Below are 20,952 nucleotides of genomic sequence, written 5' to 3' on the forward strand. Positions count from 1 at the left end.
GCCGATCCCCGTCGGTGCGACCGCACCGTCCACCCCCCGAGGAGCCGACATGCCCACCCCGCCGAGGAGCGTGCGCCGCCTGGCCACCGCCCTGTTCACCGCCCTGTCGCTGGTCGCCGTCGGCGGGGTCACCGGCTGTGCCGACGACGCCGCCGACGCGGGCTCAGGTAGCGGCCCGCTGCGCATCGGCTACCAGCGCTTCGGCGGCCTGAGCCTGGTCAAGGCCCGCAACGCCGCGCCGGACGCCCAGTGGTCACTGTTCGAGAGCGGTCCCGCCCTCACCGAGGCACTCAAGGCCGGTTCGATCGACATCGGGCAGGTCGGCGAGGCGCCCCCGGTCTTCGCCGCCGCCGCGAAGATCCCCTTCTCGGTGATCGGCACCTCGGCCCCGATCCCCCAGGGTGAGGCGGTGCTGGTCAAGGAGAGCAGCGGCCTGAAGACCTTCGCCGACCTGCGCGGTCGGACGGTGGCGCTGAACAAGGGCAGCAACGTCCACTGGCTGCTGGTCCGCCTGCTGGAGGCGAACAAGATGACGCTCAGGGACATCGACGTCAAGTACCTCAAGCCGGCCGAGGGACGACCGGCGTTCGACAACGGACAGGTCGACGCCTGGATCATCTGGGACCCGTACTTCGCCCTCGCCGAGCAGCCCGGGGTGAAGGTCCTCGCCGACGCCACCGGCCTGGCCAGCAACCGGGAGTACGTGCTGGCTGCTCCCGGGGTGGTGCGGGACCGCACCGACGACGTCCGCGCCTTCCTCAAGACGTACCGGGAGGTCACCGACTGGGGGATCGCGCACCCGCAGGAGCGCGCCGCGGTGCTCGCACCCGAGCTGAAGATCCCGCTGGACGTCACCACCCGGGCGTTGGCCCGCAGCGCCCGGCCGCTGGCCCCGGTCTCCCCCGCCGTCGGGGCCGAACTCCAGGCCATCGCGGACGGCTTCACCACCCTCGAACTGGTCCCCGGCCCGGTCGACATCTCCGGTCGGGTCGACGACCGGTTCAGCGCGGTGTTCCAGTGAGCAGCACCGTGCTGGTCACCGCGCCGCCGACCGCCGTCGCGGCCCCACCCGACGCCGGCCCGCGCCGCCGGCCCGGGGTCCGCTGGTGGCGGCTGGTCAGCCCGGTCGTGCTCGTCGCCGGTTGGGAGGCCGCCGCCCGCGCCGGACTGCTGGCCCCGGAGAAGCTGCCGGCACCGAGCCGGGTCCTCACCACCGGCGTACGGCTGGCCGGCGACGGCACCCTCGGCGTCCACCTGCTCGACTCGCTCACCCGGGCCGGTGTCGGGCTGCTCGTGGGCGGGGTGCTGGCGCTGGTGCTCGGGGCCGCCGCCGGTCTGCTGCGGCTCGGCGACGACCTGGTCGACCCGCCGGTGCAGATGGCCCGGATGCTGCCCCACCTGGGGCTCGTCCCGCTGCTGATCATCTGGGTGGGGATCGGTGAGTCGTTGAAGATCACCCTGGTCGCGCTCGGTGTCTTCTTCCCGATCTACTTCAACACCTACGCCGGCATCCGGGACATCGACGAACGGCTGGTCGAGGCGGCCCGCACCTGCGGACTCGGCCCCGCCGCCCGGCTACGGCACGTGGTGCTGCCCGGGGCGCTGCCGTCGCTGTTCCTCGGATTGCGGCTGGCGATCGGGGCGGCCTGGCTCAGCCTCGTCGTCGGCGAACAGGTCAACGCCCAGACCGGCGTCGGCTTCCTGATGATGGAGGCCCGCGAGTTCAGCCAGACCGACGTGGTGGTGCTGGGCCTGGTCATCTACGCACTGCTCGGGCTGGCGTCCGACGTCGCCCTGCGGGTGCTGGAGAGGAGGACGCTGACATGGCGGCGCGGACTACGGGCGACCTGACGGGCGCCACCGGCAGGGCGACCGGCCCGGCGGGCGAGGCCGACAGCCCGGCGGCCGAAGCGACCGGCCCGGCGGGCGAGGCGACCGGCCCGGCGGGCGAGGCGACCGGCCCGGCGGGCGAGGCGACCGGCCCGGCGGGCGAGGCGACCGGCCCGGCGGGCGAGGCGACCGGCCCGGCGGGCGAGGCGACCGGCGAGGGGGCGGTGCTCACCGCGCACGCGGTGCGGCGGGCCTTCGACGGGCGACCGGTGCTCGCCGGGGTCGACCTGACCATCGCCGCCGGTGAGGTGGTGGCGCTGCTCGGTGGCAGTGGCTCCGGCAAGAGCACCCTGCTGCGGGTCCTCGCCGGCCTGGACGCCGAGGCCACCGGCCGGACCGGACTGCGCGGCACCGCCGCGGTGGTCTTCCAGGAACACCGGCTGCTGCCCTGGAAGCGGGTCGGCGACAACGTCGCGCTGGGGTTGACCGGCCCCGACGTGCGCGCCCGGGTGGACCGGGCGCTGACCGAGGTGGGGCTGGCCGACCGGCACCGCGCCTGGCCGGCCGAACTCTCCGGCGGGCAGGCGCAACGGGTCGCGGTGGCCCGTGCCCTGGTACGCGAGCCGGACCTGCTCCTGCTCGACGAGCCGTTCGGGGCGCTCGACGCGCTGACCCGGCTGCGGATGCAGTCCCTGCTGCGCCGGCTGCGCGCCGAGCACGGCTTCGCCGCCCTGCTGGTCACCCACGACGTCGACGAGGCACTGCTGCTGGCCGACCGGATCCTGCTGCTCGACGACGGCGTCATCGCCGAGGAGATCCCCGTCGACCTGGGCCCCACCCCGCTGACTCCACGCCCCGGCGACCGCCCCGGCGACCGGCCCGCCGACCAGCCCGCCAACCGTCCCGCAGACCGGCCCGCCCGGTCCCCCGACCATCCCGCCTTCGGCGCGCTGCGCCGCCGCCTCCTCGACCGCCTCGGCGTACCCGCCGTCTGACCACCGGAGACCCGATGACCCGCTGGACACCCGACCCGAGCTTCTACCCCTCGCCCCGCGAGGCGGCCACCGCGCCCGCCGAGAAGCTGGCCTACGTCGCCGCGTTCGACCGTACGGCGCAGCGGCCCGACGCGATCGCCGTGCTCGACACCGATCCGGAGTCCGCCGACTACGGGCGGGTGGTCGGCTGGACCGACCTGCCGTACACCGGCGACGAACTGCACCACTTCGGGTGGAACGCGTGCAGCAGCGCGCTCTGCCCGACCGCCCCGCACCCGCACGTCGAGCGGCGTTACCTGATCGTGCCGGGGCTGCGGTCGTCGCGGATCCACGTCTTCGACACCCGGCCGGATCCGCGCGCCCCGCACCTGGTCAAGGTGATCGGCCCGGAGGAGTTGGCCGAGAAGGCCGGCTACTCCCGCCCGCACACCGTGCACTGTGGCCCGGACGGCATCTACCTGTCGGCACTCGGCGGTGTCGACGGCGCACAGGGCCCCGGCGGCATCGCCGTGCTCGACCACACCACCTTCGGAGTCCGCGGAGCCTGGGAGGCCGACCGGGGTCCACAGTTCCTGGCGTACGACGTGTGGTGGCACCTCACCCAGGACGTCCTGGTCACCAGCGAGTGGGGCACCCCGTCGATGATCGAGGACGGCATCGTCGGCGAGCTGCTGCTGGGGCGGAGATACGGGCACGCGATCCACTTCTGGGACCTCGCCACGCGCCGGCACGTGCAACGGGTCGACCTGGGCGACCAGTACCAGATGCCGCTGGAGCTGCGTCCCGCGCACGACCCGACGCAGTCGTACGGCTTCGTCGGGGTGGTGATCAGCGTCGAGGACCTGTCCGCGTCGGTCTGGTTGTGGCACCGCGACGGCACCGGGGCGGACGCCCCGTGGGCGGTGACCCGGGTGATCGACATCCCCGCCGAACCGGCCGATCCGGCTGACCTTCCCGACCTGCTCAAGCCGTTCGGCGCGGTCCCACCGCTGGTCACCGACATCGACCTGTCGGTGGACGACCGGTTCCTCTACGTCTCCTGCTGGGGCACCGGCGAGCTGCGCCAGTACGACGTCAGCGACCCGTTCCACCCGGTGCTGGTCGGCTCGGTGCGGCTCGGTGGCATCGTGGCGCGCACCGCCCACCCGGCCGCGCCGGACGAGCCGCTGGCAGGTGGCCCGCAGATGGTGGAGATCAGTCGGGACGGCCGGCGGGTCTACGTCAGCAACTCGCTCTACGGCTCCTGGGACGACCAGTTCTACCCCGACGGGGTGGGCGCCTGGCTGGCCAAGCTGGACGTCGACCCGGAACACGGCGGGCTCACCCCCGACGAGCGGTTCTTCCCGCACGGGGAGGAGTTCCGTGGGCTGCGGGTGCACCAGACCCGGTTGCAGGGCGGTGACGCCAGCTCCGACTCGTACTGCTTCCCGTGACCGGGCGGACCCTGCTGGCGCTGGCGGCGCTCGGCGCGTTCCACGGGCTGAACCCGGCGATGGGCTGGCTCCTCGCGGTCGCCCGGGGGTTGCAGCAGCGCCGCCGGGCGGCGCTGCTGGCCGCGCTGCCGCCGATCGCGGCGGGGCACCTGGCCTCGGTGGCGGTGGTCGCCGCGCTGGTCACCGCCACCCGGTCGGTCACCGCCAGCACCGCGCTGACGGTGACCGGCGGGGTGGTGCTTGTCGGTTTCGGGCTGTGGCGGCTGTTGTCGCAGCGGCACTTCCGCTGGGCCGGGATGCGACTGTCGGCGGCGCAGCTCGCGGGCTGGTCGTTCCTGATGTCGTCGGCGCACGGCGCCGGGCTGATGCTGCTGCCGGTGCTGCTGGCCGACCCGCCGTCGACCGGCGGGCACGCCGGGCACCTGGCGGCGGCGTCGGCCGGCGCGCTGCCCGGGCTGGTCGCGGCCGGGGTGCACACGCTGGCCATGCTGGGCGTCGCGCTGACCGTCGCGCTTGTGGTGTACGAGGTGCTCGGCGTCGGGGTGCTGCGCCGGGCCTGGTTCAACGTGGACCGGCTCTGGGCCGGGGCGCTTGTCGCCGCCGGTGTGGTGACGTTGGCCGCCGCGATCTGACCGAACGGCCGACCAGCGTCCACCGGCGGCCCTGCCCGACGGCAACTCCTACTGATTGAATAGGACTTGCCGTCGAGTCGAAGGAGTTCCGGTGTCGTCCACCCTGTCGTACGACGAGGCCGACCACGACGCCCGCCGGGCCCGGCAGTGGCTGGCCGGCCAGGCCCGGGGGGACGGAATGTCCCGCACCGAACTGATCGAACTGGGTACGGCGATGAGCGCCCTCGCCGCCGCAGCCGACGAACGGGGGCCGGTCGCCCTCGCCGCCGAGCCGGTCGGGGTGGACCCGGGCATCGTCAAGCCACTCGCTCCCGCACTGCTCACCCCCCTGGAGAGCAACGCCGAGATGCGCTGGGAGGCGATGGCCGGGCAGGGGTACGTGGTGCCGAACGACCGGTTCTTCGTCCGCAACCACACCCACACCCCCCGGCTCGACGTCGACAGCTGGCGGTTGCGGCTGTTCGGCGACGGCCTGCGCGGCGCACCGACCCGGGACGCCCCGGTCGAGTTCGACCATGCCGACCTGCGGGCGATGCCCGCCGTCGAGATCCCCGCCCTGGTCGAGTGCGCCGGCAACGGGAGGCACTTCTTCGCCGCCCAGCAGGACACCCCGGCCCCGGGGGTGCAGTGGCGGCTCGGCGGTGTCGGGGTGGCCCGTTGGCGGGGCGTGCCGCTGGCCACCGTGCTGCGTCACGCCGGGCTGACCGCCGACGCGGTGGACGTGATGCCGGAGGGCCTTGACCCGGCATACGTCACCGGGGGTGTCGACCTGGGCCGGGTTCGTCGTCCGCTGCCGATCGGCAAGGCCCTCGACGACGTGCTGCTGGCGTACGAGATGAACGGTGCGCCGCTGCCGCTGGACCACGGTTTCCCGGTCCGGGTGGTGGTGCCCGGCTGGATCGGCATCTCCTCGGTGAAGTGGGTCGGCGCGGTCGAGGTCTCCACCACCCCGCTGTTCTCCCCGTGGAACACCAGCCTCTACCGGATGCTCGGCCCCGGGCACCCGACCGGCGGTGGGCCGGTCGACACCCAGTCGGTCAAGAGCGCGTTCGAGCTGCCCTGGGACGCCCGGCTGGCGGCCGGAGTCGAGATCACGGTGACCGGTCGCTCCTGGTCCGGGGCCGGCCCGATCGACCGGGTCGAGGTGGACACGGGCGACGGGTGGCACCCCGCCACCCTGGTCGGGGCGGACCGGGGCGGGCCCTGGCAGCGGTGGTCGACGCGGTGGTGTCCGCCGACCGCCGGCCGGTGGACGTTGCGGGCCCGCGCGGTGGACGTGACAGGTCGGGGCCAGCCCGACCGGGCCGCGCGCAACGACCTCGGTTACCTCTTCGACGGGGTGGTCCGACACCCGGTGACGGCGGTCTGACCCGCGCGTCGGCCGCCCGGGTGCGACGGGCGGCCGCCGTCGTCTCCGGGGTCGTCCCCCGCCGGGGCCCGGCGACGCCGGAGCCGCCACTACTCGGAGGCGGCGAGGTAGCCGCTCGCCTGGAGGTCGAACAACTCCCGGTAGGGTCCATCGGCGGCCATCAACGTGTCGTGGTCACCCTGCTGCACCAGGCGACCGTGGTCCATCACGAAGATCTGGTCGGCGTGCCGGACGTTGGCCAGCCGGTGGGTGATCAGCACGACCGTCCGGTCGGGACGCCGCCGCAGGTGTGCGAAGAGCGCGTGTTCGGCGCGGGCGTCGAGGGCCGCCGACGGCTCGTCGCAGATCAACAGTCGGGCGTCCCGGTAGAGGCCCCGGGCAGCCACCAGCCGCTGCCACTGCCCGCCGGAGAGGTCGTGACCGTTCTTGAACTCCCGGGCCAGCAGGGTGTCGTAGCCGAACGGCAGCCCGGCGATCATGTCGTGCGCGGCGGCCGACCGGGCGGCGTCCTCGACGGTGGGCCCGGCCGCGCCCGGGGCCCGGTCGTGCCGGCCGATGCGGATGTTCTGCCCGGCGGTGAACGGGAACCTCCACCAGTCCTGCGTCATCACCGCCACCTGGGCGGCGGTCGCCGCCGGGTCCAACTCCGCCACGTCGACCCCGTCCCACCGGATCACCCCGCCGGTGGGCCGGTAGAGCCCGGCGATCAGCTTGGCCAGGGTGGTCTTGCCGGAGCCGTTCTCGCCGACCAGGGCGACCACCTCACCCCGGCGGACGGTGAGGCTGACCTCGTCCACCGCCGGGGCGTCGGTGTCCGGGTAGCGGAGGCTGACCCGGTCCAGCTCGATGGCGTCGAAGCCGGCGACGGGCCGCCCCTGCGCGGTGGCGGTACGGCTGTCGGCGCGGTCGAGGAAGTCCCGGTAGTCCTGGTAGTAGAGGGCGTCCTCGTAGAGGTTGTTGGTGGCGTAGACGGCGAGCGCGAGGCTGCTGCGCGCCGACTGGAGGGCGAGCAGGGCGGTCGCCGCCGCCGCCAACGCGACCATGCCGGTGAGCAGCAGCCCGCCGAGGACCGCGTAGACCGCGAAGGCGGCGATCCCGCCGACGGACATCCCGACCGCCCGGGTCCGGCTCTGTGCCCGGGCCAACCGGAGCAGCGCGGCGGTCTCCACGGTCATCATCCGGCGGAACTCGGCGAGCAGGAAGCCACGCATCTGGTAGGCCCGGACCTCGGCGGCGGTGTGTCGGTTGGCCATCAGGTGGGCCAGCATCCACATCCGCCGACGACGGTTGATCCGGGCCAGCATGTCCAGGTACTGCCGGCGGGCCATCCGCACCGCGGTCACCGCCTCCGGCACGGCGGCGAGCAGCAGGCAGGGCAGCAGCACCGGTTGGATCACGGTCACCGCGGCGGCGGTGGCCAGCACGCCCACCACCCCGGTGATCAGGTTGACGGTGTGGTCCACGATGGACGCCGCCTCGGCCATCCCCCGGTCCCGGACCCGGTCCATCTCCTCGGCGAAACCGGCGTCGTCGAAGGCGGCCAGCTCGACCGCCGTGGTGGTCTCGAACAGCCGCAACTCCACCGCATAGTTGATCTGCGGGATCAGCCGGGCCTGCGCCCAGCCGGCGGTGACGGTCAACGCACCCTTGGCGGCCACCGCCGCCGCGGCCAGGACCAGCGCGGGCAGCGCGGCGCGGACCCGGTCCGGGGTCGGGCCGGCGGCGAACAACTCCCGCAGTACGCCGGTGGTGGCGAGCAGGCCGAGCGTGGTCATCACCCCGGCGGCGAGATTCAGGCCGATCGCGACCAGGGTGTCCCGGCGGTTGGTCGACCAGGCCAGCGCGACGGCCTCGCGGACCAGCCGGGGCAGCCGGCGGGCCACCGCCTGGAAACTGGTGTGCGCGAACTCGGTGGCGTGGTGCATCCAGTCACCGTCGGCCAGCTCCGGCAGATCCAACCCGGCGGTGTCGGCGGACCCACCGGGCTCGCCGGGCTCGCCGGCAGTTGTCGAACGGCGGGGGCCGGTCACCGTCGCCATGGGTCCTCCCGGGCCGAAGGGGGGCGGGGCAGGGCGAGCCTACTGTCAGCGACGGCGCGGTGTCGTCATGTGTCCGGCGTGTCGTACACCTGTCGCATTGGCGTGTCGTCGACCCCGGTCGACCGCCGGCTGCGCCGGGTCGCGTCGCGTGGTCGCGCCCCGGGTGGCAGGCTGGAGGCGAACCGTCGGCGCACCGCGCGGGACGCCGACGACCGTCGTGAAGGAGAAGATCGACCCGATGGCTGCGAGTGTGACCACCACCGACGAATGGCAGGCGCTGCGCAAGCACGCCGAGACGATGCGCGGCACCCACCTGCGGGAGCTGTTCGCGGCCGACCGGCAACGGGGTGAGCGGCTCACCGGCGAGGTCGCCGACCTGCACGTCGACTACAGCAAGAACCTCGTCACCGACGAGACGATCGGGCTGCTCACCGCGCTGGCCGGGCGGGTCGGGCTGACCGACCGGGTCGCCGCCATGTTCGCCGGGGAGCACATCAACTCCACCGAGGACCGGGCGGTGCTGCACACCGCGTTGCGGCTGCCGCGCGACGCCGCGCTGACCGTGGACGGTCAGGACGTGGTGGCCGACGTGCACCGGGTGCTGGGCCGGATGGCCGCGTTCAGCGAGCGGGTCCGCTCCGGGCAGTGGCGCGGGCACACCGGCGAGCGGATCCGCACGGTGGTCAACATCGGCATCGGCGGCTCCGACCTCGGGCCGGTGATGGCGTACGAGGCACTCAAGGCGTACCGGGACGCGGGGATCACCTGCCGGTTCGTCTCGAACATCGACCCGACCGACATCCACGACAAGACCCACGACCTGGACCCGGCGAGCACCCTGTTCGTGGTGGTGTCGAAGACCTTCTCCACCCAGGAGACGCTTGCCAACGCCGAGCAGGCCAAGACCTGGCTGCTGTCGGGCCTCGACGCCGACGACGACGCGGCCATCGCGAAGCACTTCGTGGCGGTGAGCACCAACGCCGGCCGGGTCGCCGACTTCGGCATCGACCCGGAGAACATGTTCGGTTTCTGGGACTGGGTGGGTGGCCGGTACTCGCTGCCGTCGGCGGTCGGGCTGTCGGTGATGCTGGCGGTCGGGCCGGACCGGTTCCGCGAGCTGCTGGCCGGTTACCACGCCGTCGACGAGCACTTCCGCACCGCGCCGGTGGAGCGGAACCTGCCGGCGCTGCTGGGCCTGCTCAACGTCTGGTACGTCGACTTCCTCGGCGCGCAGACCCACGCCGTGCTGCCGTACTCGCAGTACCTGCACCGGTTCCCGGCGTACCTGCAACAGCTCACCATGGAGAGCAACGGCAAGTCGGTGACCCTGGACGGCACGCCTGTCGACCACCCGACCGGGGAGATCTTCTGGGGTGAGCCGGGCACCAACGGCCAGCACGCCTTCTACCAGCTGATCCACCAGGGCACCCTGCTGATCCCGGCGGACTTCATCGCGTTCAGCCAGCCCAACCACGACCTGGGCGAGATGCACGACCTGTTCATGTCGAACTTCTTCGCGCAGACCGCCGCGCTGGCCTTCGGCCGGACGAAGGAGCAGGTCGAGGCGGAGGGCACCCCGGCCGACGTGGTGCCGCACCGGGTGATGCCGGGCAACCACCCGACCACCTCGATCATCGCGCCGAAGCTCACCCCGTCGACGCTGGGCCAGCTCATCGCGCTCTACGAGCACATCGTGTTCACCTGCGGCGCGGTCTGGGACATCAACCCGTTCGACCAGTGGGGCGTGGAGCTGGGCAAGGTGATGGCCAACCAGCTCGCGCCGAAGCTGACCGGTGACGCGCCGGACCTGTCCGACGTCGACTCCTCCACCGCGGCGCTGATCCGCCGCTACCGTCGGGAGCGCGGCCGGGCCTGAGGTCCGCGCGGCTGTTCCCGGGCACCCCGGCAACGGCCATCGCCGAGATCCGTCGGGACGGCGGCCTGGTCACCCGACCCGGCCGCCGTTTCTTTCGGTACGGCTGGTCCAACCAGTTGACGGGTTGATGGGTACGCCGGCACACTGCTGCCGTGGCCTTCGTCCCCGTGCCCCGCAGCTCCGTTTCCGACCACGTCTTCGCCCAGCTCCGCGACGGCATCGTCAGCGGGGCGCACCAGCCGGGCGACCCGCTGCCCGGTGAACGCGAGCTGGCCGCCGCGTTCGCCGTCAACCGGCACGCCGTGCGGGAGGCGCTGCGCCGGCTCCAACAGCTCGGGCTGGTGCGGGTCAGCCAGGGCGGCGTCACCCGGGTGCTGGACTGGCGGGTGCACGCCGGCCTCGACCTGGCCCTGTCCCTCGCCCAGTCCGGCGACGTGCTGCCGGTGGAGAACCTGGTCCGGGACATGCTGGAGATGCGCGCCTGCGTCGGGGTCGACGCGGCCCGGTGCTGCGCCGCCCGGGCCACCGGGGCGGTACGACGGGTCGTGGTCGACACCGTGGAGGGCTTCGCCGCGCTCGCCCCGGACCTGTCCGCGATGGCCGAGGCGAACATCGCACTGTGGCGGCACATCGTCACCGGCAGCGGCAACACCGCCTACCTGCTCTCCTTCAACAGCCTGGTGGCCGGGGCGCTGGCCGTCGGCGAGGTGCCGCCGGCCCGACGCGCGACCGAACTGCTGGACGTCGCCGGGCACCGCCGGCTGGCCGCCGCGATCGCCGACGGCCGGGGCGACGACGCCGCCACCGAGGCACACACCCTGCTCACCGCGTCCCTCACCAGCCCGACCGGCTGACCGTCGGTCCCCCCACCGGTCGACCCGCACCACCCCCCACCCGCCGACCCGTCCCGGGCGTCCACCCCCGCCGCCCGTCCCCCGGAAGGGAACGTCGCGCATGATCCCCGCCGTGCTCTACGCCGTACCGGCGTTCCTGCTGCTCATCGCCATCGAGGCGTGGTCGTACCGGTTCGCGCCGGACGACGACGAACGCGGCTACGAGCTGCGGGACACCACCACCAGCCTCACCATGGGCGCCGGCAGCCAACTGATCGGCTTCCCGTGGAAACTGCTCACCATCGGCCTCTACGTCGCGTTGTGGACCGTCGCTCCGGTACAGCTCTCCCCCACCAGCGTCGGGACCTGGGTGCTGCTGTTCCTCGCCGACGACCTGGCGTACTACTGGTTCCACCGCACCCACCACGAGGTACGCCTGTTCTGGGCCAGCCACGTGGTGCACCACTCCAGCACCCACTTCAACCTCTCCACCGCGCTGCGGCAGAGCTGGACGCCGATGACCTCGCTGCCGTTCTGGCTGCCGCTGGCGCTGCTCGGCATCCCACCCTGGATGATCTTCCTCCAGCAGTCGGTCAGCCTGCTGTACCAGTTCTTCCTGCACACCGAGCGGATCGACCGGCTGCCCCGACCGGTCGAGTGGGTCTTCAACACCCCGTCGCACCACCGGGTGCACCACGGCGCGAACCGCGAGTACCTGGACCGCAACTACGGCGGCATCCTGATCGTCTGGGACCGGCTCTTCGGCAGCTTCGCCCGGGAGGACACCGCCGTGCGGTACGGGCTGACGACGAACATCGGCACCTACAACCCGATGCGGGTGGCCACCCACGAGTACGCCGCGATCTGGGCCGACGTCCGGCGGGCCGGTTCGTGGCGGCACCGGCTCGGGCACGTCCTCGGCCGCCCCGGCTGGCAGCCCGTCCGATGAGCCGCGCCCGCACCACCCGGCGGCCCGCCCGGGGCGGGCCGGCGTCCGGCGTGGCCGGTCGGTGGTGGCTGGGGGCGTTCGGGCTGGCCGCCGTCGTCGAGCTGACCGGGGTCGCCCTCGACGCGCCGGCCGTGCAGTGGGCGGCCAAGCCACTGCTCGCCCCGCTGCTGCTCGGCTGGCTGCTCGCCGCACGCCGGCGGTGGGACCCGGTGGCGACCGGGCTGGTCTGCGCGACCGCCGGTGACGTGGCGCTGCTGGTGCCCGGCACCACCGCGTTCCTGCTCGGGATGGGGTGCTTCCTCGGCACCCAGCTGGCTTTCCTGACCGCGTTCCTGCGCCACCGGCGACCACCGGCGGTGTCCGTCGCCGGCTGTCTCGCGCTGTGGGCCGCGGGCAACGCGCTGCTCTGGGGCCGGCTGGGTGACCTGCGGCTACCGGTACTCGGCTACAGCCTGGCGTTGACCCTGATGGCCGCCGCCGGCTGGGGGGTGTCCCGGCGGGTGGCCGCCGGTGGCGCGCTGTTCCTCCTGTCCGACCTGCTGATCGGGGTCGAGGCGACGGGCATCCGGCTGCCCGGCCACGGGCTGTGGGTGATGACCACCTACCTCGCCGCCCTGCTGCTGATCACCACCGGCTGGGCGGGCCGCCCACCGGCCGCCGACGCCCCCCGGGTCGGGCCCCGCGCCGACCCGGCTCAGCCGAGGGCGGCGACCAGGGCCTCCGGGGCCATCGTGGACGGGCGGTCGCTGACCTGACCGTCGCCGATCTCCACCAGCCGCCACCGGCCGTCGGCCCGCCACGCCAGGTCGGCGGTGACGAAGGGCAGGTCGAGCGCCGTCACCACGGCGGCCAGCGGCCCGAGGTCCACCGGCACGTCGGGCAGTTCCGTCGGGGTGTCCGGATGCGGGCCGGTGAGCACGCAGCGACCACCCACCCACCAGGTGCGGATCTCGACGCCGGACAGGGGTTCGAAGCGGCGCAGCACGAAACCACCGGCAACGTCGTCGTCGCGCAGTTCGCGTAGCCGGGTCGCGACCCGCCAGGCGGCCTCACCGTCGGCCAACTCCGGCACGAAACACGCCTCGTGCCAGTGGTGCTTGGCGGATTTGGTCCAGTCCCGCAGCACCGCCGGGCCGCTGCCCAACCCGGTACGGATGCGGTCGAAGTCGGCCCGGTCGACGCCGACCGTCCAGCGGGACTCCGGGGTGAGCGCCGCCGCCGTGGCGTACCACCCGGGCAGTTCGTGGGCCCGGCGGTACCGGTCGGCGTCGGTGCGCAGGGTGACCTGCCGGGCGCGCAGCGCCCCGGCGAAACCCGCGTAGCCGGTGGCGGAGAGCATCCAGCCCCGGTAGACCGCGTCGTCGGCGGCGGGCACGCCGGCGACCGCCCGGGTGACGTCCCGCCCCGCCGCGAGGGCGTCGTGGTCGACGACGGCGACCGGGTGACCGGCCTCCCGCGCGGCCTGCGCCTCCGCCACGAAGTGCGGGTCCGGTCGACGGGGACGCAGCGGGTCGGCGGGGACGATCAACAGCATCCCCGCATCCTCCCCCGGCCGACCCGCCCGCAACCACCGTCTTTTCCCGCGAACGCGGCACACGGATTTACCCGGAATGGGGGCACGAACGGTCACGCTGTCGGACAGTTCCGCAGCGTGGCGGTGGTCATCCCCACCCCGGGCGGTTGGTTTCGCTTGCGTGTGGGGTGGAGACTCTTCTTCGGTACCGACAAAGGGGGAGACCGTGTCCGACACCGACCGCCCGCAGCGACATACCCGAGCCGCCGTTCCCGCCGGGGTGACCGATCCGCTCCTGTGGCGGATGGCCCTCGATGTGATCGACGCGCACCATCCCGACCAGGGCGGGCGTTGCGACAACCTGCTGTGCGAACACCAGGAGTGGCCCTGCGACGCCACGCGCAACGCCCACCGGGCGCTGACCATGGCCGGCGACGTGACGACCGGCGTCGTCGACGACCGACGCACCGTACGGGAGCAGCCCGTTCGGCCCGCGCGGCGCGCGCGTACCGTCGAGGCGGCCTGAGCCGTCGACCGCCGTCCCCCTCGCCCCCGGCGGCTGGCGCACCGGACCGGTGAGGGGGACGCGACCTGCCTTCTCCCTGTCTCGCCCCCGGACCGCGCCGGTGGGCTGCCGAAGACCTGACCCGGCAGTCAGCCGAGGCGCTTGGCGGAGCGGATCGCGGTGGCCAGGTTCTCCAGCAGGGGCGCCGCCCCGGCGTACGAGAAGCGGGGCACCGCGTCCCACGGGGTCACCTGGCCGGCCTTGACGGCGGGTAGCTGCGCCCAGGTGGGCTTGGCCGCGAGGTCCTTGGCCTGCAACGCTGTGGAGCGGTTGTCCAGCAGGATCAGATCGGCCGGGAACTTACCGGCGTTCTCCCAGCTCAACGCCTCGAAGTAGTCGCCTGCTTCGAGCTTGGTGGGCACCACGATCTCGACGCCCAGCTCGGCGAAGTACATCAGGTCGGTGCTGACCTTGGGGTTGGAGACGTAGAACAGGTCGGGGCTGCCGGAGGAGGCCATCACCCGGATGCCCGGGTTGGCCTTGACCGCCGCCCGGACCTGCTCGGCGGCGGCCTCGAACCGGGCCTTGGCGTCGGTGACCTTCTTGGCCGAGAGGTCCGCCCCGAGCGAGCGGGCCAGTTCGGCGTAGCGCTCGATGGGCCGGGTCATCGGGGTACGGGCGGTGGTGATCGCCACGCTCGGCGCGAGCTGGAGGATCTTGTCCCGGCTCTCGTCCGGGACGTACCAGAGGGCGTCCGGGTCGTACATGTGGGTGACGAGCAGCTCGGGGCGCAGCGCGGCGTACTTCTCCACGTTGAACTCACCCCAGACGTTGCCCAGCACGGTGACCTTGTCGACGTCGAGGTCCCCGGCCTGCGGGTCACGGGAACCGTCGGTGCGGGTGGTCTCGCCGAACACCCCGACGAGCTGGGAGTCGAGTCCGAAATCGACAAGCGCCGCGGCGACCCCGGTGAAGGCGACCACCCGGGTCGGCGCGGTGGCCGCGTCGATTTTGCGTCGGCGATCGTCGGTGAAGCTCCATGGGCCGGCAGAGCCGTTGGCAGCGGGCTTCGCCGGGTCGTCACCCCCGCCGCAGGCGGCGAGGAGGGCAGTCAGGGCGGCACCGCCACCGGCGGCGAGCAGGCCCCGGCGGGAGAGTCGGGGTGAGGACGAGGAAGGCAGCATGTGACGTCTTTCGATCAGGCCCGGACCGCGATGATCCGCGACGGCACGGTTAGGTTAACCTAACCTAAATCACTGTCAACCGGCGGCGCGCGCCGCTCTCGTCCACCCGGAGCCGACCCTGTCCGTCACCCTCTCCACACCCACCGCCCCACCGGGGGTGGTGCCGTCCCGCCGGCGCAACGGGGTCCGGGCCGCCGGGCTCGGCCTCGGTCTGCTGCTGCTCGTCGCCGTGGCGGTGCTCAGCATCGCCGTCGGCGCGAAACAGCTCACCCTCGTCGAGGTCTGGCAGGGGCTGGTCACCACCACCTCCCCCGAGCACGCGGTGGTCCGGCAGATGCGGTTGCCCCGTACGCTGCTCGGTCTGCTCGCCGGCGCGGCCCTCGGGGTGGCCGGGGCGCTCATGCAGGCGCTCACCCGCAACCCGCTGGCCGACCCGGGCCTGCTCGGCATCAACGCCGGCGCCTCCGCCGCCGTGGCCACCGCCACCGCACTGTTCGGCGTCGCCACGGTGCGGGGGTGGATCTGGTTCGCCCTGCTCGGGGCGGTGGTCGTCACCGTGGCGGTGCACGCCGTCGGCGGCGGCCGGCAGGCCACCCCGGAACGGCTGGCGCTGGCCGGGGCAGCCCTCAACGCGGTGCTCTACTCGTACGTCAGCGCGATGATGCTGCTCGACGCGGCCTCGCTGGACCGGCTGCGGTTCTGGACGGTCGGCTCGCTGGCCGTCGCGGACTTCACCACCGTCGCCACGGTGGCACCGTTCATCCTGGCCGGCCTGCTGGTCGGGTTGGCCGGGGCCCGCCCACTCAACGCCCTCGCCCTCGGCGACGACGCGGCCCGCGCACTCGGCGCCCGACCCGCCCTGGTCCGGGCCGGCACGGTCACCGCGGTCACCCTGCTCTGTGGCGCGGCCACCGCCGCCTGCGGCCCGATCGTCTTCGTCGGCCTGCTCGTCCCCCACCTGGTACGCGCACTGACCGGCCCGGACCTGCGCTGGCTGCTGCCCTACGCGGCGGTGCTCGCCCCGGTGCTGCTGCTCGGCGCCGACGTGCTCGGCCGGGTCCTCGGCCGACCCGGTGAACTCCAGGTCGGCCTGGTCACGGCCGTGCTCGGCGGGCCGCTGTTCCTGCGTCTGGTGGCCCGCCGATGAAGAGCGCGCGACTCACCGCACCACCGGCCGGCACCCGCCCACCGGTCCGGGTGCTCCGGCTCGGCAACCGCTCGGTACGGTGGCACGGCCGGTCCCTGGCGGTCGGGTCGGGTGTCACCGCCCTGGCCGTCGTCCTCGGGGTGCTCGCGATCGGCGGCGGCGACTACCCGATGAGCCCCGCGGACGTGCTGCGCACCCTCACCGGCGGCGGCACCCCCGCCGAGGACTTCATCGTCGGCGAGCTGCGGCTGCCCCGGCTGGTCACCGCGCTCGGCGTCGGGGCCGCCCTGGCGCTCTCCGGCGCGATCCTGCAGTCCCTGGTCCGCAACCCGCTGGGCAGCCCCGACGTACTCGGCGTCACCCAGGGCGCGGCGACCGGCGCGCTGGTCGTGGTGGTGGCCGGCGGCGGCACCCTGCTGCTCTCCGGCGCGGCCCTGCTCGGCGGGCTCGGCACCGGCCTGCTGCTCTGGGCGGTGGCCGGTCGGCACGGCCTGCCCGGCTACCGGCTGGTGCTGGTCGGCATCGGCACCACGGCCATCCTCACCGGCGTCAACGGCTGGCTGCTCACCCGGGCCCCGCTGATGGACGCGGCCCGGGCCGTGCTCTGGCTCACCGGCAGCCTCGACGGGCGGGGCTGGGCGCAGGCCGTCCCGCTGCTCGGCCTGCTGGCGCTGCTGACGCCGGTGGTGGTCGGCGTCGCCCGGCCGTTGTCCATGATCGAGCTGGGGGACGACACCGCCACCGCACTCGGCGTGCCGGTGTCCCGGGTCCGGCAACTGCTGCTCGGCGCGGCGGTGCTGCTCGCCGCCGGGGCAGCCGCCGCCGCCGGGCCGGTCTCCTTCGTGGCCCTGGTCGCGCCGCACCTGGCCCGCCGGCTCACCCGGGCTCCCGGGCCGAACCTGGCCGCCGCCACCGGGATCGGGGCGGTGCTGCTGCTCGCCGCCGACCTGGCCGCCCAGCGGGCCATCGACGGCCACCAACTTCCTGTCGGGGTGGTCACCGGGCTGATCGGTGGGGCCTACCTGGTGTGGCTGCTCGCCGCGCGACGTCGCGCGGCACGGATCTGAGGAGGACGTGGTGACGCAGGAGAGTCGGCTGGGCGGGGTCGGGTTGACCCTGGCCTACGAGCGGCGGGTGGTTGCCCGGGACCTGTCGGTGGCCGTACCCGACCGGTCGTTCACGGTGGTGATCGGACCCAACGCCTGCGGCAAGTCCACCCTGCTGCGCGCCCTGGCCCGGACGCTGCGACCGGCCGCCGGCACGGTGCTGCTCGACGGTCGGGACATCCACTCGGTGCGGTCCCGGGAGGTGGCCCGTACCCTCGGGCTGCTGCCGCAGTCGTCGGTCGCGCCGGAGGGCATCACGGTGGCCGACCTGGTCGCCCGGGGCCGCTACCCGCACCAGGGGCTGCTGCGGCAGTGGTCGACCGAGGACGAGCGGGTGGTCACCGAGGCGATGGCCGCCACCGGCGTCGGTGAACTGGCCGGGCGGCCCGTCGACGAACTCTCCGGCGGGCAGCGGCAGCGGGTCTGGATCGCGATGGCGCTGGCCCAGCAGACCTCCCTGCTGCTGCTCGACGAACCCACCACCTACCTGGACGTCGCGCACCAGATCGAAGTGCTCGACCTGTGCGCCCGGCTGCACGAGGAGCAGGGCAGAACCCTGGTCGCGGTGCTGCACGACCTGCACCACGCCGCCCGGTACGCCACCCACCTGATCGCCATGCGCGACGGTCGGGTGGTGGCCCAGGGCGACCCGCGCGAGGTGGTCACCGCCGCCCTCGTCGAGGAGGTGTTCGGGCTGCCCTGCCGGATCGTCGAGGACCCGGAGACCGGCACCCCGCTGGTCGTGCCCCGGGCCCGGCGCAGGAGTCAGTCCGGGCCGGTGACCGCGGGGTAGTCGGCGGCGGTCAACGGGCCGGACGACAGCGAGCCGTCGGCCCGGGGCACCTCCAGCGGTCGGCCGCGCAGCAGGAACGACACCCCGGAGACGTCGGAGCGGCCGTCCAGGGTGCAGACGATCTGCCCGTACGCCAGCACCTCGTCGCTGCGGCCGGACTCCTCCCCCAGCGGCTCCACCTCCACCTGGGCCCGTCCGTCGACCAGCCGGGCACCCAGCACGTGCACCGCGCCGGGCAGGGCGGTGCCGAACCCGGCCGCCCGTTCGGCCCGGGTCGGCCCGGCCAGCAGGCGGCGTAGCTGCCCGTCCACCCCACCGACGGCGTCGACCTGCCGGACGGTACGGGCCAAGCGGCCGTCGCGGACCAGGCAGAACGCCTGTCCCACCCGGCCCGGGGCACTACTTGCGGCCGGGGCGGCCGGCGGCCCGAACGGCGGCTCGACGGCCCTGGGCCGCTCGTCGACGGGCACCCCGCACCCGGCGACCACCAGCACCGCCACCACCGGCAGCAGCACCCACCACCACCCCGCCGGAGACTGCCGCCGGCTCCCGGCCGGAGAAGGCATCCACCGGCTCCCGGCCCAAGGCCGCATCCACCGGCTCCCGGCCCTGGGCGGCAGGTGGCCGGTCACGGTCGGCTCCCCGGCAGTTCCACCCGGAACCGGGCGCCGCCGCCGGGCCGGTCGCCGACCGAGGCCCGGCCGCCGTGCGCGGCGGCGTGCTGGGCGACCAGCGCCAACCCCAGGCCGGTGCCGTCCCCACCGGCCCGGTCGTGGGCCGCCCGGCCCCGGACGAACCGGTCGAAGACCACTTCCCGGTCGGCCACCGGCACCCCGGGGCCCTCGTCGTCGACCTCCACCACCCCGATTCCGTCGGAGAGCCACAGCCGCACCGCGACCGGGCCGCCGCCGTAGCGGACCGCGTTGTCCAGCAGGTTGACAAGCAACTGCGCGACACGTCTCGGGTCCACCGACCAGTCCCCCGGCCGGGGCGGGCCGGTGACGACAAGCGACTCGGGCAGCCCCCGCCCCCGGCACACCCCCTGGGCCAGCGCGACCACGTCGACGGACTCCCGCTGCACCGGCCGGTCGCTGCGGGCCAGCTCGATCAGGTCGTTGACCAGCTGCTGGAACCGGGTGATCTCCTCGCTGACCAGGCCGGCGGCGGTGGCCGTACGGTCGTCCAGGCTGTCCCGCCGCCGGGACAGCACGCTCGCCGCCGCCGAGAGCGTCTGCAACGGTGAGCGCAGCTCGTGGGCGACGTCGGCGGCGAACCGGCGGTCCCGTTCGATCCGCACCGCCACCTGGTCGGCCATCCGGTTGAAGGAGGTGGAGAGCCGGGCCAGGTCCGGGTCGGTGCCGGGGGCGAGCCGGGCGGTGACGTCCCCGGCCGCGATCTTCTCGGCGGCGTCGGCCACCGCCGTCAACGGGCGCAGCCCGTGCCGGGTGGCGTACCAGCCCAGTGCCGCGCCGGAGCCGGCCACCGTGACCGCCACCACGGTCAGCGCCAACGCCAGCACCTGGAACGTCTGCTCCAACTCCCGCAGCGAGGTGATCTCGTAGTAGCCTGTCGAGTCGGCCAACGGCACCCCGACCAGCAGCGCGGGCTGCCCGTCGACCCGGACCCGCTGCACCCCCGGCTCGCCGTCGGCGACCATCGCCATCAGCCCGGCCGGCACCGCGCCGGACGGACCCTCGTCGGCGGTCCGGGCGTACCAGCGGCCGTCGCGGTGCACGAGCGCCCGGCGGCTGCCGCCGGTGTCCAGGGTGCGCAGCACCTCGTAGACGTCCGGGGCGTCGGTGTCCAGGCCGGCCCGGACCACCGCCGCGTCGAAGTACGCCGCCCGCAGCGCGGTCCGCTCCCGCTCGTCGAGCAGCGAGCGACGCACCAGCTCGTACGAGATCAACGCCATCAGCGCCGACAGCAGCAGCGCGCCGATCGCGAAGGCGGCGGTGACCCGGGCCCGCAGGCCGAGCCGCCTCATGCTCCGAGCCGTCTCATCGTTGCAGTTTGTAGCCGAGGCCCCGCAGGGTGACCAGGTGCCGGGGATTGGCCGGATCGGCCTCGATCTTCTGCCGCAGCCGCCCCACGTGCACGTCTACCAGCCGCTCGTCGCCGGTCTCGTAACCCCACACCCGGCTGAGCAGCTGCTGGCGGGACAGCACCCGGCCGGCGTGCTCGGCCAGCTCGCAGAGCAACCGGAACTCGGTCCGGGTCACCGGCACGGTCTGCCCGGCCCGGCGCACCTCACCGGCCTCCGGGCTGATCTCCAGCGGGCCGAAGGCCAGCACCGGCACCACCGCCGAGGTCACCGACGAGGCCGTACGGCCCCGGCGGCGCAGCGCCCGCAACCGGGCCGACAGCTCCTTGATCGCTACCGGCTTGACCAGGTAGTCGTCCGCGCCCGCCTCCAGCGCGGCGACGATGTCGTGGGTGTCGTCCCGGGCGCTGACCACCACGATCGGCACGTCGTCGTCGCGGCGAAGCTGCCGGATGCACTCGAAACCGTCCAGACCGGGCAGCATCAGGTCCACCAGCACGTAGTCGGCGGCCTCCTGCCGCTGCGCCCGCAACCCCTCCTCCGCGGTGGCCGCCCCGCGCGCCAGGTAGCCCTCGTCCTCCAGGGCCAGCAGCAGCGCCAGACGGATCCGGTCGTCGTCCTCGATCACCAGTACGCCCGTCATCGGGAGATCGTGCCCGGTGCACGCCGACGATGACGAACCGGCCGCGGGGTACGCGGGATTTGTC

General features: G+C 74.0%; 20 protein-coding genes. 14 read left to right on the forward strand and 6 right to left on the reverse strand.

Translation table 11 applies throughout. The features are described 5' to 3' along the window. Nucleotides 1-49 precede the first annotated feature (49 nt). From OHQ87_RS11405 to OHQ87_RS11430, 6 genes are all read left to right on the forward strand, one after another. Nucleotides 50-1,021: an aliphatic sulfonate ABC transporter substrate-binding protein gene (locus OHQ87_RS11405; protein ID WP_328347632.1), complete on the forward strand. Its 972-nt coding sequence runs from the start codon at nt 50-52 to the stop codon at nt 1,019-1,021. Further along, a complete protein-coding gene (locus OHQ87_RS11410; RefSeq protein WP_328347634.1) occupies nt 1,018-1,851 on the forward strand; it encodes an ABC transporter permease in 834 nt (277 codons plus the stop codon). The genes OHQ87_RS11405 and OHQ87_RS11410 overlap by 4 nt, the downstream gene beginning before the upstream one ends. Before the next feature lie 203 nt (nt 1,852-2,054). Further along, nucleotides 2,055-2,825, forward strand: a complete 771-nt coding sequence (locus OHQ87_RS11415) for an ABC transporter ATP-binding protein (RefSeq protein ID WP_328348819.1) — start codon at nt 2,055-2,057, stop codon at nt 2,823-2,825. A gap of 14 nt (nt 2,826-2,839) precedes the next feature. Then, nucleotides 2,840-4,258 (forward strand): selenium-binding family protein, encoded by a 1,419-nt coding sequence (locus OHQ87_RS11420; protein WP_328347636.1) that lies wholly within the window; start codon nt 2,840-2,842, stop codon nt 4,256-4,258. Further along, nucleotides 4,255-4,890 carry a hypothetical protein gene (locus OHQ87_RS11425; RefSeq protein WP_328347638.1) on the forward strand — a complete coding sequence of 212 codons (636 nt, stop codon included), beginning with the start codon at nt 4,255-4,257 and terminating at the stop codon, nt 4,888-4,890. Before OHQ87_RS11420 ends, OHQ87_RS11425 begins: the two co-directional genes overlap by 4 nt. 91 nt (nt 4,891-4,981) lie before the next feature. Next, nucleotides 4,982-6,259: a molybdopterin-dependent oxidoreductase gene (locus OHQ87_RS11430; protein ID WP_328347640.1), complete on the forward strand. Its 1,278-nt coding sequence runs from the start codon at nt 4,982-4,984 to the stop codon at nt 6,257-6,259. An 89-nt stretch (nt 6,260-6,348) separates the two neighbouring features. Here the strand turns inward: OHQ87_RS11430 and OHQ87_RS11435 are convergent, their stop codons facing one another. Then, entirely contained in the window at nt 6,349-8,298 is a 1,950-nt protein-coding gene (locus OHQ87_RS11435; RefSeq protein WP_328347642.1) for an ABC transporter ATP-binding protein, read from the reverse strand. 238 nt (nt 8,299-8,536) lie between these two features. On the opposite strand from OHQ87_RS11435, the gene pgi reads away from it, so the two are divergent. The 4 genes from pgi to OHQ87_RS11455 all read left to right on the forward strand — a co-directional run bounded on the left by pgi (nt 8,537) and on the right by OHQ87_RS11455 (nt 12,711). Next, a complete protein-coding gene (gene pgi / locus OHQ87_RS11440) occupies nt 8,537-10,174 on the forward strand; it encodes a glucose-6-phosphate isomerase (protein ID WP_328347644.1) in 1,638 nt (545 codons plus the stop codon). A gap of 152 nt (nt 10,175-10,326) precedes the next feature. Then, entirely contained in the window at nt 10,327-11,028 is a 702-nt protein-coding gene (locus OHQ87_RS11445) for a FadR/GntR family transcriptional regulator (RefSeq protein ID WP_328347646.1), read from the forward strand. A gap of 100 nt (nt 11,029-11,128) precedes the next feature. Then, complete coding sequence (locus OHQ87_RS11450) at nt 11,129-11,956, forward strand: sterol desaturase family protein (RefSeq protein WP_328347648.1); 828 nt, start codon at nt 11,129-11,131, stop codon at nt 11,954-11,956. Further along, on the forward strand, nt 11,953-12,711 hold the full coding sequence (locus OHQ87_RS11455) for a lysoplasmalogenase (protein WP_328347650.1): 759 nt from the start codon (nt 11,953-11,955) through the stop codon (nt 12,709-12,711). Before OHQ87_RS11450 ends, OHQ87_RS11455 begins: the two co-directional genes overlap by 4 nt. Here OHQ87_RS11455 and OHQ87_RS11460 read toward each other — a convergent pair. After that, nucleotides 12,651-13,490 (reverse strand): ATP-grasp domain-containing protein, encoded by an 840-nt coding sequence (locus OHQ87_RS11460; protein WP_328347652.1) that lies wholly within the window; start codon nt 13,488-13,490, stop codon nt 12,651-12,653. The two genes, OHQ87_RS11455 and OHQ87_RS11460, sit on opposite strands and share 61 nt — an antisense overlap. A gap of 205 nt (nt 13,491-13,695) precedes the next feature. Here OHQ87_RS11460 and OHQ87_RS11465 point away from each other — a divergent pair, with 205 nt between their 5' ends. Further along, the gene (locus OHQ87_RS11465; protein ID WP_442930753.1) at nt 13,696-13,995 is read left to right on the forward strand and encodes a hypothetical protein; all 300 of its coding nucleotides are present in this window, start codon (nt 13,696-13,698) and stop codon (nt 13,993-13,995) included. A gap of 128 nt (nt 13,996-14,123) precedes the next feature. On the opposite strand, the gene OHQ87_RS11470 is transcribed toward OHQ87_RS11465, so the two are convergent. Beyond that, nucleotides 14,124-15,158 (reverse strand): ABC transporter substrate-binding protein, encoded by a 1,035-nt coding sequence (locus tag OHQ87_RS11470; protein WP_328347654.1) that lies wholly within the window; start codon nt 15,156-15,158, stop codon nt 14,124-14,126. A gap of 211 nt (nt 15,159-15,369) precedes the next feature. Here OHQ87_RS11470 and OHQ87_RS11475 point away from each other — a divergent pair, with 211 nt between their 5' ends. From OHQ87_RS11475 to OHQ87_RS11485, 3 genes are read left to right on the forward strand one after another with little or no spacing between them, the layout of a single operon-like run. After that, nucleotides 15,370-16,305, forward strand: a complete 936-nt coding sequence (locus OHQ87_RS11475) for a FecCD family ABC transporter permease (protein WP_442930816.1) — start codon at nt 15,370-15,372, stop codon at nt 16,303-16,305. After that, the gene (locus OHQ87_RS11480) at nt 16,302-17,372 is read left to right on the forward strand and encodes a FecCD family ABC transporter permease (RefSeq protein ID WP_328347658.1); all 1,071 of its coding nucleotides are present in this window, start codon (nt 16,302-16,304) and stop codon (nt 17,370-17,372) included. The genes OHQ87_RS11475 and OHQ87_RS11480 overlap by 4 nt, the downstream gene beginning before the upstream one ends. Nucleotides 17,373-17,415: 43 nt before the next feature. Further along, nucleotides 17,416-18,204, forward strand: coding sequence for an ABC transporter ATP-binding protein (locus OHQ87_RS11485; RefSeq protein WP_328348821.1), 789 nt, complete (start codon nt 17,416-17,418; stop codon nt 18,202-18,204). Here OHQ87_RS11485 and OHQ87_RS11490 read toward each other — a convergent pair. From OHQ87_RS11490 to OHQ87_RS11500, 3 genes are all read right to left on the reverse strand, one after another. After that, nucleotides 18,177-18,719: a GerMN domain-containing protein gene (locus OHQ87_RS11490; protein WP_328347660.1), complete on the reverse strand. Its 543-nt coding sequence runs from the start codon at nt 18,717-18,719 to the stop codon at nt 18,177-18,179. The two genes, OHQ87_RS11485 and OHQ87_RS11490, sit on opposite strands and share 28 nt — an antisense overlap. 113 nt (nt 18,720-18,832) lie before the next feature. Further along, nucleotides 18,833-20,188, reverse strand: a complete 1,356-nt coding sequence (locus OHQ87_RS11495) for a sensor histidine kinase (RefSeq protein WP_328347662.1) — start codon at nt 20,186-20,188, stop codon at nt 18,833-18,835. A gap of 13 nt (nt 20,189-20,201) precedes the next feature. Next, nucleotides 20,202-20,888 carry a response regulator transcription factor gene (locus tag OHQ87_RS11500; protein ID WP_328347664.1) on the reverse strand — a complete coding sequence of 229 codons (687 nt, stop codon included), beginning with the start codon at nt 20,886-20,888 and terminating at the stop codon, nt 20,202-20,204. Nucleotides 20,889-20,952 lie beyond the last annotated feature (64 nt).

It is taken from the genome of Micromonospora sp. NBC_00421 (genome assembly GCF_036017915.1).
Taxonomy (GTDB): Bacteria; Actinomycetota; Actinomycetes; order Mycobacteriales; family Micromonosporaceae; genus Micromonospora.

Bases quoted from the DNA above. Each gene is read 5' to 3' on its own strand.
- OHQ87_RS11470 (WP_328347654.1), bottom strand. From the start codon at position 15,158: ATGCTGCCTTCCTCGTCCTCACCCCGACTCTCCCGCCGGGGCCTGCTC.
- OHQ87_RS11450 (WP_328347648.1), top strand. From the start codon at position 11,129: ATGATCCCCGCCGTGCTCTACGCCGTACCGGCGTTCCTGCTGCTCATC.
- OHQ87_RS11460 (WP_328347652.1), bottom strand. From the start codon at position 13,490: ATGCTGTTGATCGTCCCCGCCGACCCGCTGCGTCCCCGTCGACCGGAC.
- pgi (WP_328347644.1), top strand. From the start codon at position 8,537: ATGGCTGCGAGTGTGACCACCACCGACGAATGGCAGGCGCTGCGCAAG.
- OHQ87_RS11480 (WP_328347658.1), top strand. From the start codon at position 16,302: ATGAAGAGCGCGCGACTCACCGCACCACCGGCCGGCACCCGCCCACCG.
- OHQ87_RS11455 (WP_328347650.1), top strand. From the start codon at position 11,953: ATGAGCCGCGCCCGCACCACCCGGCGGCCCGCCCGGGGCGGGCCGGCG.
- OHQ87_RS11420 (WP_328347636.1), top strand. From the start codon at position 2,840: ATGACCCGCTGGACACCCGACCCGAGCTTCTACCCCTCGCCCCGCGAG.
- OHQ87_RS11405 (WP_328347632.1), top strand. From the start codon at position 50: ATGCCCACCCCGCCGAGGAGCGTGCGCCGCCTGGCCACCGCCCTGTTC.
- OHQ87_RS11500 (WP_328347664.1), bottom strand. From the start codon at position 20,888: ATGACGGGCGTACTGGTGATCGAGGACGACGACCGGATCCGTCTGGCG.
- OHQ87_RS11495 (WP_328347662.1), bottom strand. From the start codon at position 20,188: ATGAGGCGGCTCGGCCTGCGGGCCCGGGTCACCGCCGCCTTCGCGATC.
- OHQ87_RS11435 (WP_328347642.1), bottom strand. From the start codon at position 8,298: ATGGCGACGGTGACCGGCCCCCGCCGTTCGACAACTGCCGGCGAGCCC.